Annotated in this window: 13 protein-coding genes; 5 read left to right on the top strand and 8 right to left on the bottom strand. The window is 43.5% G+C overall.

Annotation, left to right across the window (positions count from 1 at the left end; genetic code table 11):
- Positions 1-16: 16 nt before the first annotated feature.
- From QPK24_RS02175 to QPK24_RS02160, 4 genes are all read right to left on the bottom strand, one after another.
- The gene (locus QPK24_RS02175; RefSeq protein ID WP_285745773.1) at positions 17-475 is read right to left on the bottom strand and encodes a thioredoxin family protein; all 459 of its coding nucleotides are present in this window, start codon (positions 473-475) and stop codon (positions 17-19) included.
- 260 nt (positions 476-735) lie between these two features.
- Complete coding sequence (map, locus tag QPK24_RS02170) at positions 736-1,482, bottom strand: type I methionyl aminopeptidase (protein WP_213533002.1); 747 nt, start codon at positions 1,480-1,482, stop codon at positions 736-738.
- 57 nt (positions 1,483-1,539) lie between these two features.
- Positions 1,540-1,689 carry a hypothetical protein gene (locus tag QPK24_RS02165; protein WP_160035025.1) on the bottom strand — a complete coding sequence of 50 codons (150 nt, stop codon included), beginning with the start codon at positions 1,687-1,689 and terminating at the stop codon, positions 1,540-1,542.
- A complete protein-coding gene (locus tag QPK24_RS02160) occupies positions 1,686-2,342 on the bottom strand; it encodes a MerR family transcriptional regulator (RefSeq protein WP_285745769.1) in 657 nt (218 codons plus the stop codon). Before QPK24_RS02160 ends, QPK24_RS02165 begins: the two co-directional genes overlap by 4 nt.
- A gap of 580 nt (positions 2,343-2,922) precedes the next feature.
- Between QPK24_RS02160 and QPK24_RS02155 the strand changes: the two genes are divergently transcribed.
- From QPK24_RS02155 to QPK24_RS02140, 4 genes are all read left to right on the top strand, one after another.
- Positions 2,923-3,870 carry an L-lactate dehydrogenase gene (locus tag QPK24_RS02155; protein WP_160035021.1) on the top strand — a complete coding sequence of 316 codons (948 nt, stop codon included), beginning with the start codon at positions 2,923-2,925 and terminating at the stop codon, positions 3,868-3,870.
- A 585-nt stretch (positions 3,871-4,455) separates the two neighbouring features.
- Entirely contained in the window at positions 4,456-6,204 is a 1,749-nt protein-coding gene (locus QPK24_RS02150) for an alpha-glycosidase (RefSeq protein ID WP_285745765.1), read from the top strand.
- Positions 6,205-6,354: 150 nt separating this feature from the next.
- Positions 6,355-6,642 (top strand): ArsR/SmtB family transcription factor, encoded by a 288-nt coding sequence (locus tag QPK24_RS02145; RefSeq protein WP_213533010.1) that lies wholly within the window; start codon positions 6,355-6,357, stop codon positions 6,640-6,642.
- The gene (locus tag QPK24_RS02140) at positions 6,643-9,201 is read left to right on the top strand and encodes a CoA-disulfide reductase (protein WP_285745763.1); all 2,559 of its coding nucleotides are present in this window, start codon (positions 6,643-6,645) and stop codon (positions 9,199-9,201) included.
- 120 nt (positions 9,202-9,321) lie between these two features.
- Here QPK24_RS02140 and QPK24_RS02135 read toward each other — a convergent pair whose 3' ends face one another.
- The 4 genes from QPK24_RS02135 to QPK24_RS02120 all read right to left on the bottom strand — a co-directional run bounded on the left by QPK24_RS02135 (position 9,322) and on the right by QPK24_RS02120 (position 13,899).
- Positions 9,322-10,368, bottom strand: coding sequence for a glycosyltransferase family 2 protein (locus tag QPK24_RS02135; RefSeq protein WP_285745761.1), 1,047 nt, complete (start codon positions 10,366-10,368; stop codon positions 9,322-9,324).
- A 114-nt stretch (positions 10,369-10,482) separates the two neighbouring features.
- Positions 10,483-11,856 carry a sensor histidine kinase gene (locus tag QPK24_RS02130; protein ID WP_285745758.1) on the bottom strand — a complete coding sequence of 458 codons (1,374 nt, stop codon included), beginning with the start codon at positions 11,854-11,856 and terminating at the stop codon, positions 10,483-10,485.
- On the bottom strand, positions 11,853-12,527 hold the full coding sequence (locus QPK24_RS02125) for a response regulator transcription factor (RefSeq protein WP_213533014.1): 675 nt from the start codon (positions 12,525-12,527) through the stop codon (positions 11,853-11,855). The genes QPK24_RS02130 and QPK24_RS02125 overlap by 4 nt, the downstream gene beginning before the upstream one ends.
- A gap of 340 nt (positions 12,528-12,867) precedes the next feature.
- Positions 12,868-13,899 (bottom strand): LacI family DNA-binding transcriptional regulator, encoded by a 1,032-nt coding sequence (locus tag QPK24_RS02120; RefSeq protein ID WP_285745755.1) that lies wholly within the window; start codon positions 13,897-13,899, stop codon positions 12,868-12,870.
- Between the two features lie 381 nt (positions 13,900-14,280).
- Here QPK24_RS02120 and QPK24_RS02115 point away from each other — a divergent pair, with 381 nt between their 5' ends.
- On the top strand, positions 14,281-15,333 hold the full coding sequence (locus QPK24_RS02115; RefSeq protein WP_285745753.1) for a 2,3-butanediol dehydrogenase: 1,053 nt from the start codon (positions 14,281-14,283) through the stop codon (positions 15,331-15,333).
- Positions 15,334-15,415: the final 82 nt, after the last annotated feature.

The raw sequence follows: 15,415 nt of genomic DNA, 5'->3' as shown, positions 1-15,415 counted from the left end.
CAATTTCTAGAGCTTTTTACTTTTTGCTATTTAAAAAAGCAACGATCGCTTCCTCATCTATTGTTCCGGGCGTTAACCGGTCTGCTTCTTTGCCATTCTCTATATAGAGAAGAGCAGGCACAGATTCAATCTTAAGCTGGTCTAATAATGCCCCTAATTTTTCTTCATCTTGCTCACGGCCTTCATCTGTATTGTAATAATACACCGTCTGACCTGTACTTTGTGAAGCATTCTCTAACACCGGCATAAACTCACGACAGAATGGACATGTAGGACGGCCCACATATAGAAACCCTGACTCACCATGCTCCAAAAAGGTGGACACTTCTTCGTTCGTTACCGCCGTGAGTACCTTTGACTCTTCTTCCTTCTCACTTCCACTGATTACTGCTAGTACTATCAATAAAATAACGACAATTCCTGCTCCCCATAACAGAGGACTTCCCAATGTACGTTTATTTTTACGGCTATTCAATTTGTGCAGACATCCTTTCTAACCATACTTACACCTGCCCTCTCGCAGTGTGTCCGCTTCATCTTAGGGTATGTTGCTATTATTGTCAGTGCGTAATCTAACTATCCGGCCGCCTATAATAAAAGAAAACACAAAGAAACAGGGCTCTCTTTATGTGGAGGATAAAAGGAGTCCTGTTTCTTACGTTATGATCTCTTTACTGCCTAAAGTATATGGGAAAAGTACGTCTCTTCTCCTCACATCTCTTTACCGGCTTGTATTTATTGTTCAGTCAAAATAATAGGACCATCTGCGGTAATCGCAATCGTATGCTCATATTGAGCAGACAATTCGCCATCTTGTGTCCGGGCAGTCCAGCCATCACTGTCTAGCTTACTGCGATAGGTTCCGATGTTCAGCATCGGTTCAATTGTAATTACCATGCCTTCTTTCAGACGCGGACCGCGTCCGGCAGGACCATAGTGAGGTACTTGCGGTTCTTCATGCATGTCTTGTCCGATTCCGTGACCAATAAATTCACGTACTACAGAGAATCCTTCTGCTTCCGCATATACCTGAATCGCATTCGAGATATCCCCGATCCGGTTGCCGATAACGGCTTTTTCAATTCCTTTATAAAGGGATGTTTTGGTTACATCCAGCAGCTTCTGTGCAGGTTCGGATACATTACCTACAGCATAAGACCATGCGGAATCCGCAAGCCAGCCATCGAGATTAACAACCATATCAATGGTAACGATATCCCCGTCTTTCAGCGCGTATTTCCCAGGGAAACCGTGACAGATCACGTCATTAACCGAGGCACAAGTCGCATATGGATATCCGTTATACCCTTTTTGCTCTGGTGTTGCACCATGTTTTTTCATAAAGCTTTCTGCAAAAGCATCAATCTCCTGAGTTTGAATGCCTGGGCGGATGAGCCCTGCAATCTCTCTATGACAAGCGGCAAGAATCTCGCCAGCCTTCTTCATATATTGAATCTCGTCTTTACTTTTTAGAATAATCATTTGTGGCTCTCCTTGTCGCTTTTATCGAATCCTCCTTTCTATTGTAACTCTAAATATCTAAAAATAAAAACCCTGAGTTACCGGAGGCCCTGTAATTTGGACTGAATCTTTCTGACGATAAAGTGAGCGAAGAGACTGTTTACGATGGGTGCGAGATAATGCTTTGTTCTGCATCTGCATTTTCACCATGCCCCCTCTCATCATCATGCCTCCCTCCTGCTTTTCGGAAGCAATCCAAATAACATTCGGAGGGAATGCCCCTTGGTCTTTGCCTTCTGTTTCCGTCCTTGATAGCTGCGTAGATTCGTAATCAGCTGGCGATCTCGGTCCTCTTCCAGTTTCTCCCGCATCCATGTTTGCTGTTCTTCCACCAGCACTTGCAGGTCATCGTTTTGTTTACGAAGTTTTGCATGCTCTCGCTCAAGCTCCACCATACGCTCTTGGAGCATCTGCCATTCTACATTCATTTGTTCCATTTGGGCAGAAGTCACCTCTGCCGTCTGAAGAACTTGTTTCTGCTCTACAGACGAATGCGTCTGAACCGTTGCAGCCGCATGGTGTGCCAATGCCGGGTTCACGATCTCTTTTGCAGCAGCCGCTTTTTCACTGCCGATCTCCATGACAATAACAGCCGCATCTTGCAATGGCAGGTTCTTCTCACGGAGAAGTGTCATGAGAGTTTTCACCCGCTCAATATCACGGTTACCAAATAATCTAGACTTGTTTGCCGCACGTTCAAAATGATACCCTTGCTCTTCGAGTGCCGCCGCATATTTACGAAGTGTGCTCGCTCCAATGCCCAGTTCTTTTGCAGTCTCCGTCGTTGCTCCTGTTTCGTTACCATTCAAATGCATATTCATATTCATTACCTCCCGGATTTTACAATCAATTGGTTTGTAAAAACATTCGTCATGAACCATGCCTGCGTTGGTCAACTAATGGATAAGGGCGTCTTAAGAACTGTTGTTTGCGCGAGCAACAGTCTTATCTAATGGATTCGTTCGTTACATCATTCTCATTAAGCTGAGTACTTAATTTAATGGACAAGCATTTATAGAGACGTTTCACTCACAGGTGACTCTCTATAAATCTTGTTATACTCTAAATTCGTTCTTTTCATCTTATTTCCTTTGGCGTAATTCTTCTAAGAATGCGGTATCGTAAGAAGTTTTGTCGGGTATAAATTATGACTTTTCTCCGTTATCATTCGACAGAACCTTCCCCTGTTCTTCCCATCCTTTAGCTCCCTCCTGTCATTAGAATGTGAGGTTACCTCCTAAATAATGGGTGGTATTGTTTGATTATTGATAAATACACAAAAATTATGTTATCTTATGTAACGTTAAATAGATGCATGCATAGAATATAAGGATAATAAAACGGAGAAAACTTCGTTTCTCTATTCTTCATGTGCGGTTTATAACGGGAGGGCAATGGGCGATGAGAAGCAGAACAGGAAAAGTGGCGATTGTTGGGGCAGGTCTTGTCGGTTCGAGTGCAGCATACTCAATGATTAATCAAGCCATCGCGGGTGAAATTATGCTGATCGGGCGAACCTATGAAAAAGCACTCGGTCAAGCGCTTGATTTGTCACACAGCATGGATTTTACTTACCAACGGACAAAGGTACATGCTGGAACCTATGCGGATTGCAAAGATATGGATGTCATTATTATTACGGCGGGGGCTAACCCAAAACCAGGTCAGACTCGTCTAGATATATTAGAAGAAGCCGTTACGATTACAAAAGAAATTGTGGCTCCTATTATGGAAAGCGGATTTCAAGGTGTGTTTGTAGTCGCTGCGAACCCCGTGGATATTATTACTTATCTCGTCTGGAAACTGTCTGGTCTACCGAGAAGCCAAGTTATTGGAACAGGTACTTCCATTGATTCTTCAAGACTGAAAACCATCCTCTCGGAAATTTTCTCTATCGATCCGCGCAGTGTCCATGGATATGCACTTGGAGAACATGGAGAGTCTCAATTTGTAGCCTGGTCTCATGTGACGATCGGCGGTAAACCTATTCTTCATATCCTTGATCAGCATAAGGAACGATTTAAGCATCTTGATCTTGCTGATATTTCCCGCAAGACACGGGATGCAGGCTGGGAGATCTTCACCCGAAAAGGATCGACTCAGTTCGGTATCGGCAGTGCCATAGCGTTCATTACTCGTTCCATCCTGACGGATGATCATAAGATTATCGCCGTTTCTTCTATTCTAGATGGAGAGTACGGACAAAAAGATATATGCGTTGGTGTTCCTGCCATAATTGGAGGCAGAGGAATCGAAGAGGTTATCGAGCTTCAGCTAGCAGAAGAGGAAATGAAACTGTTCGAATACTCCTGCCAGGTCCTTCGGACAAATATCAAAAATTTATTATAACCGAATCAATTTCAAAAATACCTTTCGTTGCTGTAATCAGGAGTATATATATCAAAATGGTTCTATTTGTCTATATATAGTTGCAAATTTATCTTTTTAATGAGTTATGAAATGGATTCAGCTCTCCTCATCCGGTACTTCGATTGAATAAGAAGGCCGGATGAAACTCAACCATTCTTACTTAACTCCTCATTCAATATTGCATAAATTAACTAAAATGGTATATTATGAAATCGTATCTTCTCATACATCTCATACATAATGTAGAAGAAACATAAATTAAAGGCAATGTTATCTGATGACTTTCAGGTACAACCTCGGAGAATGATCCTCTCTTTAGGTTGTACCTTTTTTAATGTGGGTAAAGATAAAACAGATTGAATGTTCTCTGAACCAAATTCCGATGATACCAGCTACACCCAGATTCATAACTCTTCAACGATGAATTGTAACTATATATATATAGACAAATGAACCCGTTTCGATCTATATATAGTTCTGATGAAAGTAACTAGAGGTATGATGAAATTGATTTACTCTTTATAAAATTTAGTACACCATCATTACTACTCAGGAGGTTCTCTCATGTTATTAGAAGCTATCTATCATCACCCAAAACAGCACTGGGCCTACGCATATGACAAAGATACGATCCATATCCGGATTCGCACCAAACGAGATGATGTCCACCAAATCACGCTTCTTGCCGGTGACAAATATGACTGGGAGAAAACAAAAATGTATCTTCCGCTTAGAAAATGGACATCTGATTCTATGTTTGATTATTTTACATGCGAAGTTAAACCGCCTTATCACCGGTTACGGTATGCCTTCCATCTGGAGAGTGATAATGAATCGATATGGATGGACGAAAATGAATTTTTAGAAGAAGAACCGGAAACTCCAGACCGGATGTTTGAATTCCCTTATATTAATCCGGTTGATGTCTTCACCCCGCCCGCTTGGGTTAAAGATGCCGTGTTTTATCAGATCTTTCCTGAGCGTTTTGCTAACGGAGATCCAAGTAACGACCCGGAAGGAGTCCTCCCTTGGGGCGGTAAGCCGGAACGAGATAATTTCTTTGGCGGTGATCTTCAAGGCGTAATTGATCATCTCGATTATTTATCTGAACTGGGGATCACAGCCATCTACTTTACCCCTGTTTTTGAAGCAACCACTAATCATAAATATGATACAGAAGACTATTTGCGAGTGGATCGTCACTTTGGTGATGCAGATACACTTAAGAAGCTCGTCAACTTATGCCACGAACGCGGAATCCGCGTATTGCTTGATGCTGTATTTAATCACTCTGGACGTACGTTCAAGCCTTTTGTCGACTTACTAGAGAACGGTGAGAATTCCAAATATAAAGATTGGTTTCATGTTCGTAAATTCCCGATTGATGTGGAAGACGGCATTCCTACCTACGAGACTTTTTCTTTTGAACCGCTGATGCCGAAACTTAACACCGAAAACCCAGAGGTGAAGGAATATTTACTTAAGGTAGCTGAATATTGGATCAAAGAAGTGGGAACAGACGGCTGGCGTCTTGATGTAGCGAATGAAGTCGATCATCAGTTCTGGCGTGAGTTCCGCAGTACGGTTAAAAAAGCGAACCCTGAAGCTTATATTCTTGGAGAAGTGTGGAACGAATCTTCACCATGGCTGCAAGGAGATCAGTTTGATGCCTCCATGAACTATCCATTCACCAACGCGGTTAATGATTTCTTTGTAATCGACAAGATGGATGCTTACCAGTTCGCTAACTCGATCGGTCGCCAGTTATCTAGATATCAGCTCCAGGCTTCTGAAGTTGCCTTTAACTTGCTGGATAGTCATGATACCGCTCGTCTACTAACCCTTTGTAATGGAGATAAGCGCAAAATGAAACTTGCCGCACTCTTCCAGTTTACGTATCTTGGCGCTCCGTGCATTTATTATGGAGACGAGATCGGAATGGACGGAGAATTTGATCCAGACTGCCGTAAATGCATGGAATGGGACGAAAAAAAGCAAGACCGGGAACTATTCTCTTTCTACCAAAAACTAATCCATCTCCGTCTCAACCATGCTGCGCTTCGGACAGGCGAGATTCAGTTCATTGAAGCCGAACCACAAGGGAAGAGAATCGTTTTTGAGCGGAAAAACGATAAGGAAGATATCCTTGTGCTAATGAGTAAATCGGAGGAACCGGAGCAATTTAATGTATCCGTTAAATCTGATAAATATATTGACCTCTTCTCTGGTATGGAACAACCGGTGAATAATGGAGAACTCTCCATTGTGGTTCCTGCCTATGGGTATGCCGTTCTTCAAGCAGTGAAGGGATAAAGAACATACAAAGCGAGATCGAAACCTAAGCCCAGGCTTCGCAGAAATGTGAGTGCTTGGGTTTTCTTTTGCTTAACGTTTGACTTCAATATCATTATAACGTAATATTGCGATATAGTGATACATAAATTGCTGAGGTGGAATGAAATGATGGATAACGATATTAAACAATATAACGAGATGTCCGAATGTCTCAAAGCACTCGCTCACCCTGTCAGACTCTGTATCGTTAGAGGTTTACTCTCGAAAGGCCACTGTAATGTGACTTACATGCAGGAATGTCTTGGTTTGCCACAGTCTACAGTCTCCCAGCATCTGCAGAAACTACGCAGTATGGGCATCGTTGAGACGGAGCGGCATGGACTTGAAGTTCGTTATACAGTAAAAGACCCCCGCGTAAAAGGGTTAATGGAATTATTTTTTCAGGAGGACAAATAAATGAGTAAAAAAGTCATCATTGTGGGAGGCGTAGCAGGCGGGGCATCCGCAGCTGCACGGCTCCGAAGGCTCGATGAAGAAGCACATATTATCATGTTTGAACGAGATGAATACATATCATTTGCTAACTGTGGATTACCGTACTATATCGGAGATACGATCACTGATCGTTCTAAGCTTATTGTGCAGACACCCGAAGCGATGATTCAGCGATTCAATCTTGATATTCGTACCAAGAGCGAGGTAATTGCTGTCCATCCCGAAAGAAAAACAGTGACCGTTCGCAGTGTAGAAAAAGGAACTTATGAAGAGAGTTATGATGCCCTCATCCTATCCCCAGGTGCTGCACCGATTCGCCCTGCTCTGCCAGGCATTGATCACCCCCAAATCCATACGGTTCGGAACATTCCAGACACCGATCGGATTAAAAAACAGGTGATCTCTCCTGAGACAAAAACAGCTGTCGTCGTAGGCGGAGGTTATATCGGGGTGGAAATGGCTGAGAACCTTAAGGAAGCTGGACTTGAAGTAACGATGGTCCAATCAGCGGATCAACTTCTCGGTACATTTGACCGCGAAATGTCGAATATAATGGCTCAGGAAATGGAGCAACAGGGAGTGGAGTTGTTATTTCAGGACACGGTAGAGTCCTTTAAAGACACAAACGGCAAAGTCACCCTTACTCTCCGCAGCGGCCGAGTGCTCACGAGTGGCCTTGTCATCCTCGCCGTGGGTGTGAAACCAGATACCGGTTTTCTGAAAGACAGCGGCATTGCCCTTGGAAGCCGCGGTCATATACAGGTCAATACGGCACTAGAAACCAACATACCAAATATCTATGCAGTCGGTGATGCCGTAGAGATTCATGAAGACGGAGCAGTTACCGCCATCCCGCTTGCCGGCCCCGCCAATAAACAAGGCCGGATTGCAGCAGACCGAGTTGCCGGACTTAAAACAACTTATAAAGGCGGCCACGGAACATCCATTATTAAAGTATTTCAACTGACTGGTGCCCAAACCGGACTTACCGAGAAGAAGCTGAAAGAGCTCGATACCGACTATCACACTGTCTATGTGCATCCTAATGCACATGCAGCTTATTACCCTGGAGCAACACCAATGACGATCAAGCTTTTGTTTGATCCGCAAGGTGTGATTCTCGGAGCACAGGCCGTGGGAAGAATAGGTGTGGACAAGCGTATAGATGATATCGCGACCGTTCTCCATTTTGGCGGAACTGTTACTGACCTCACCGAACTCGATCTGGCCTATGCTCCTCCTTTCTCCTCTGCTAAGGACCCTGTAAATATGCTGGGTTATGTTGCGGAGAATGTAGTGACAGGACGAATGAATGTATTTACACCAGAAGAACTGAGTGACAGGAATTCTAGCGAGTCTTTACTGGTCGATGTGAGATCTTCAATTGAGCATCAGAATGGACATATTCCTGGTTCCCTGCATATTCCGGTGGATGAGCTGAGAGAACGTATGCATGAGTTGGATCGTGACAAAGAAATTTGGGTATACTGCCAAGTTGGTCTGCGCGGATACACCGCTGCCCGCATTTTACAGCAGCATGGCTATCGTGTTCGCAATCTGACAGGAGGGTACAAGACGTATAAGATGAGTACATTTAAACCGGAGAAGAAAATTGCTACATCTTCATCTACATCAACACCAACATCAACATTAACATCTACGCCTGCATCCACTCCTGCACCTGCAGCGACGAACTCCGTAGATGCAGCTCATTCAAATGGGACAAAGCAATTATCTGAAAATAACATTTCTGCTGACTTCCATCTGGATGCCTGCGGCTTATCCTGCCCCGGACCTCTTATCGAGGCCAAAAGAGCTATGGATGGTCTGAGCCCAGGACAAGTGCTACAAATTACGGCAACCGATCCCGGCTTTTACGAAGATGTCAAATCCTTTGCACGCATGTCTAACCATGACGCGCTTCAGGTGGAGCGATTACCTGATGGGCAGATCAAAGCACTTTTAAAGAAAAAGGAAACAGAAATAAACAGCAAAGACACAGCAAATGGATCTGCGGAACCAAGTAACGTCGCGAGTGTTGCTAAAACGCCCGAAGGAACAACCATGGTCGTATTCAGCGGGGATCTAGATAAGGCCATTGCCTCCTTCATCATCGCAAACGGTGCAGCAGCAAGCGGCAAGAAAGTCACCATGTTCTTCACCTTCTGGGGACTGAATGTCCTTCGTAAATCCGAATCTGTGCAAGTGAAAAAAGATTTTCTCGGCAAAATGTTTGGGCTCATGATGCCGCGCGGCAGTCGTAAGCTTCCTTTATCCCGCATGAATATGATGGGAGCTGGATCGAAGATGATTCGCGGCGTTATGAAAAAGAATAACATCTCGTCCGTTGAGGATTTAATGGAAACCGCTAAAGAACAAGGGATTGAGCTCGTGGCCTGTCAGATGTCTATGGATGTGATGGGAATACAGAAAGAAGAACTCATTGATGGTGTGAAAATAGGCGGAGTAGGATATTATCTCGGTCAAGCAGATCAATCAGGCATTAATTTATTTATTTAATCGGATCAAATTCATCATTTAATGATTTATACAAACAAAGACCCTCTTAAGATATCTGTTATACAGATCATCTTATAGAGGGTCTTTTCTATATATATGCTTAAACAGTGATTGGCACTGTTATCTATGATAAGAGGAGGTATCGTTAAAAGAAGGAAGAGCATCAGGAAGTCCATCGTTTTCAACTTTTGGAGTATGATCCACTTCTACTGGCTGGCTCCTTCCCCGCTCATCAAACCCTATCTTCTCCCTCACAATATATAAAGGTCTGTCCCTTGCTTCATCGTAAATTCTAACCATGTACGCTCCCATTACTCCGAGGATCATCATCATAATCCCATTAAGCGAGAGAGTGACCAGTAGGAGCCATACCCACCCAGCTACCTTGATATTCGTGAACATTGGTAAGCATAGGGTTACTAGCAAGCTGACAAAACTCATACAGAAGATGAACCCCCCTGCATATGATGCCATTTTGAGAGGTTTATCAGAGAAAGAGGTTATACTTTTCACTATTAATTGTATCTTTTTACGTAATGGATGCTTGGTTTGCCCTGCATTCTGTTCCTCTTGATCATATTCAAGCTCAAACTGTCTGAAGCCTGCCCAGCTGACGAGCCCCCGAAGGGTTCGATTCTTTGCCCGAAACAACTTCAGAGCTTCGTTCACCTTCCGGTCAATCAGCCGGAAATCATCTGGAACTACAGGAACATTATTATTCGTCAAACCTTTCAGGATACGGTTGTACACAGCTGCTGGCACTCGTTTCCTTCCTGTATCATTCCCGCGTTCTCTTCGTTTAGCATTTACGACATCATACCCTTGATTCCAAAGTTTGATCATGTCATGGATTCGTTCCGGCGGATCTTTCAGGTCCGCATTCATAACAATAATTGCCTGCCCTTTTGCAGCATCCATTCCTGCTGTTAGTGCCATTTGCTGACCAAAACGACGTGAGAATTCGATAACCCGAACGGAGGAGTCGATCAGAGCAGCCTGTGTCAAAATATCCATCGTGTGATCTGTGCTGCCATCATTCACAAAAATAAGTTCATACGGTTGTCCCGTCTGTTCCATAATCTTCGTTAGCCGGCTGTACGTAACCTGGATTATCTCTTCCTCGTTATATACGGGAACCACGATAGAATACATGACCTGCCCTTCCATTACCTCTCTCACTCCCCTATGATTCTTATAGGTCACTATACGGAATCATTATGAACTGAGTATGAATGGTGGAGGCCTTTCCTATAAGATATCCACACTATATGAAATCCCCTGTTACAATCTAAGATACACTCTAAAAGTCGTCCCAACTCCAAGCTCGGATTCCACCTGAATTCGGCCCTCATGAAGATCAATAATCTTCTTCGCAATCGATAATCCGAGTCCGCTGCCTTCGTAGCGATTACGAGAAGCATCAGCTTTATAAAATCTCTCGAAGATCCGCTGTAAATCTTCTTTAGCCATCCCTTCTCCATAATCTCTAATCGCAACAACCGCATAGCCTCGTTCTCGGGTCATCGAAATTTCGATGCTGCCTCCTTCGGAAGAAAACTTCAGTGCATTATGAATCAGGTTAGTCCATACCTGACTGAGCTGATCTCGATCTGCCTGAATTACGAGCTCCTGCAAATGAAGATGAAAGGTGATCGACTTGCTGGTCCATATCGGTTCCAAAGTTAAAATGACGTCTCTCAGCTGACGATCAAGCCTGTATGCTTCGATCTGAAAAGGATGCTTGTCTGAGTCAAGAGATGACAGCTTCAGCAAATTGCGAATGAGCCTGGATAAACGTTCACTTTCCGTTTCAATAATACTTGCGTACCGAATCCGCTCTTTATCACTAAGTTCACTAATCGTGAGCGCCTGCGAGAAACCGTGAATGGAAGTAAGCGGTGTCTGCATTTCATGAGATACATTTGATACAAAATCTTTACGCATCTGTTCCAGTTGACCGAGTTCACTCGCCATAAGCTGAATGCTCTCTGCCAGCTCCCCAATCTCATCTCTGCGTTTCATACGAAGATTGATTCTGAAATCACCGCGGGCAATTTGCCTTGTAGCACTGGTCATCTTCTTCAGCGGGCTTACGAGAAAACGCGAAGCCATCAAGATAAGAAAACTGCCGACAAGCAAAGATGTCAAATTAATCATGGTATTATTCCGCCTAAAATTTTCACGCTGCGGTTTTAGATTAGGCTGTAAGAACATGGCGTATACCCCATCTGTCGTTTGTAAAGGTACACCAATCGCAACCGGACGCATGGGGCCTCCTTGTTGGCTCTCCTCCTGGATAATCGCATTTGCTCCGCTCAGTACCGTGTCCACTTTTTCCGCATAATTCCCCTTTTTGATTGGTGGATTCTGTCCCTTATCTTCACTATCTATCGTTTGTCCATCTGGACCAACCAGTGTAATATGGAGCTCCCGTATGAGGCTTGAAGTCTGCTCAACAAATACAGATAAGTCTTCCGGCTGCCACGCATCATACAACTGCTGTACTTTCGCTCCTTCTTTCATCAGTTCAGCAGACATATCGCGGTTTACATCCTTTTCAAACCATCGAAAAGCGATGAATGATGAAATTAATAAACTAATAACAGTGACTGCAATAAAAGTAAGCACAACCCGCACATACAAACTGCGAATCATACAAGTTCCTCGAGCCGATATCCAAGCCCCCGAATCGTGACAATCCGAAAACCCGTCTGATGATCAGGAAACCGCTCCCGCAGTCTTTTAATGTGAACATCTACCGTTCGCTCGTCTCCCTCGTAATCAAGCCCCCAAATATCTTCAATGAGCTGCTCTCTCGTAAAAGTAATCCCTGAATAACTGGCCAGTTTATAGAGCAGTTCAAATTCCTTAAGAGGCAGTGTCACAGAAGAATGTTCCGATATCACCTGGAACGAAGGACGATCTAGTGTAAGTCTCCCTACTTTTACCGTTTGATCCATGGAGACCCGGTATCTTTTGAGCAGAGCCTTTACTCTAACGACCAGCTCTTGGGGTGCAAAAGGTTTAACCATATAATCATCTGTACCAAGTTCAAAACCTTTCACTTTATCCTCGGTTTCTCCCTTAGCCGTAAGCATAAGAATCGGAATATCGCTCCATGCCCTTAGGTGACCGCATAGTTCCCAGCCGTCCATACCCGGCATCATAATATCGATAATTACAAGATCCGGCTTCATGGAATCAAGCATGTTGAGCGCATCTTCTCCATCCTTTGCCTGGTAGACATCTAAACCTTCCCGTTTCAGAAATAATTCAATAAGTTCTCGAATATGAGCTTCATCGTCTACCACCAAAATTTTAGCCATGATATAAAAGTCCTCCCTATAATTCATATATAGCTGAAGCAACTAAAGGTGAAACCACCCGTTTCATCACATTGATCAAAGAAAATCAATAATACCCATTTTTAAGTCAAGCCTGTCTCATCAGCATCCCCCGTGTAAACCTAAAGTTTACTTTGAGAGCTGAAATTTATGTATTTTACTAGATGTATTCTAACTGTGAGAAACCTAAATCATACCGAAAAATAATGAACTGAATATGAATTCGAAATTTTAGATAAAAAGAAAAGAATCCCGCAATTGGCGTGATTCCCTGTTTATCATTTTATTTTTCCCACTTACGAGGAGAATTCTCTTCGCCTTCTTACTGTAATGGAGTTCTTTTCATCGGTACACTAGATTCTCTCACGATCAGTCTTGGTTCAAACTCAACTTTCTCATAGGGAGCCTGATTATTCTCCTTAATTCGCTTAATGAGCAGTTCCGTAGCAAGACGAGCACACTCATCGCCTAAGATCGTGACCGAACTAATCTGAGGGGATGTAAGTGTCGTCCACGAATTATTATCAATACCCACAATGGCTACATCTTCGGGAACACGTACGCCTAGTTCCTTGAAACGATTCACCATCCCAATCGCAATCATATCGTTACAAGCATAGACCGCATCTGGCATTTCCTTTAGGCTATAAAAATAATTAGCTGCCTCCATCCCGGTCTGAAGTGAAAAGTCATCCCCGAAATAAGTTAATGAAATATCAACTTGCGGAAGCGCACGCTCATAGGCAAAATACCGCTCTTCGATCATATCTTTGGCTGCTCCGGCATAAGCAATCCTCGTCCGTCCCATTTTCAGCAGATGCTCCATGACAAGGTTCCCTTCCTGCTTGGACATACACACAATATCTGCCTTATATTCAGGGCCTAGCTTTTTTCCATAATTAATAATAGATATCGGTACAGGAGACTTACTAATCAGATCTCCCAGCGTTTTGGGGTAAGCAAGCGGAAGAATGATCATTCCATCTACATGGAGTTTTTTCACTTCGTGAATTGCTTCAAGCTCCGCCCTCGCATTTCCTGAAGTATTGATTTGGACTACACGATATCCATAATGTTTGGCCGTCTGCTCTACAGACCAAGCAATCTCCGGCATAATGGCATTACGAATATCGGATACCACAAGTGCAATCTGGTGGGTGTGGCGTACTTTTAAACTTTGTGCCGAAGTGTTCGGGGTGAACCCAAGCTCTTCAATGGCTTCCAGCACTTTCGCCTTTGTCTTGGCACTGATGCCGCTTGTATTATTAATAGCCCGCGAGACGGTTGCTATTCCAACTCCCGCTTTTTTAGCTACATCCTCTATCGTAATTTTCTGATCTTTATTATTATTCACGCACTCGGCAACCTCTCTTTGAACTGGAATCGTTTCCTGTTTCCTAGATGAAGTAGGATTCTATTTTTATTATATCACAGCTGCTATCTTATCAAGATATCCTCCAGATCAATCATCGTGAGATAGAGCCATTTTCTTACCTTGCTTTAGATTGGAATCAACTTATATATCTCGCGAGAAGGGATTTTGAAATTGACATTATATAAATTATATGACATATTTGAATCGGAAACGTTTCCCAAAAATATTGTTTTGAGGACATCATGCAAAGCGATATTTCTTGGAAGTAGAGCAATACATGAAGAACATAATTGAAAAACAGCAGGCTGCTTTATGGATTTTGCTTGCAAGCTAACTTTTCTATTTAGGAGATGATTCGTTGTGAAAGCGCTTAGATGGCATGGTGTGAAAGATCTGCGAGTGGAACAAATCGAGGAACCAAAAGCTCTACCTGGGAAAGTAAAAATCAAAGTCGAGTGGTGCGGGATTTGCGGCAGCGACTTGCACGAATATACGGCGGGTCCGATCTTTATTCCAGCTGACAAACCTCATCCGATTACGGGAGAGCAAGCGCCTGTTGTCATGGGTCATGAATTCTCTGGACAAGTCGTTGAAGTTGGAGAAGGCGTAACCCGTCTGCAAAAAGGAGACCGCGTCGTTGTTGAACCGATCTTCAACTGCGGTCAATGTACAGCATGTCGCCAAGGTAAATACAACCTCTGTGACAAAATGGGCTTCCTCGGTCTTGCCGGCGGCGGAGGCGGTTTCTCTGAATATGTTGCTGCGGATGAGCATATCGTTCACAAAATTCCAGATACCGTTTCCTATGAACAAGGTGCTTTGGTGGAACCTTCTGCTGTTGCCCTTTATGCAGTTCGTCAAAGCAAACTGAAAGTTGGCGACAAAGCCGTTGTCTTCGGTGCGGGTCCCATTGGACTACTCGTAATCGAGGCGCTAAAAGCATCTGGTGCGTCCGAAATATATGCAGTGGAACTCTCTGCTGAGCGCAGCGCAAAAGCTATAGAACTTGGAGCACAAGTTATTAATCCGAAAGAAACTCCTGATGTAGTGGAAGAAATCCACCGCTTAACAGATGGCGGTGCTAATGTCGTATTTGAAGTGACAGGTGTGCCGCCTGTACTCGAACAAGCACTCGAAGCTGTTCGAATTGGCGGAGAACTCATGATCGTCAGCATTTTTGAAAAAGAAGCACCAATTCAGCCTAATAAAATTGTCATGCAAGAACGCAGTATCTCCGGCATTATCGGATACCGTGATGTATTCCCAGCGGTAATCAGCCTCATGGAAAAAGGCTACTTCCCTGCTGACAAATTGGTAACAAAACGCATTAAACTTGATGATGTGATTGAGGAAGGTTTTGAAGGTTTGCTAAAAGAAAAGAGCCAAGTTAAAATCCTCGTAAAAGCGGAATAATATAAGTATTATTAAGGGCTGCTGTCTTTACAGCAGTCCTTTCTTTTTTAATAAGGACTCATTGCAAAGGTTAGTCTTATCT

It is taken from the genome of Paenibacillus polygoni, from assembly GCF_030263935.1.
Classification (GTDB): Bacteria; Bacillota; Bacilli; order Paenibacillales; family Paenibacillaceae; genus Paenibacillus; species Paenibacillus polygoni.
Note: the sequence above shows the minus strand (reverse complement) of the source record. Positions and strands in the feature narration are given on the sequence as shown.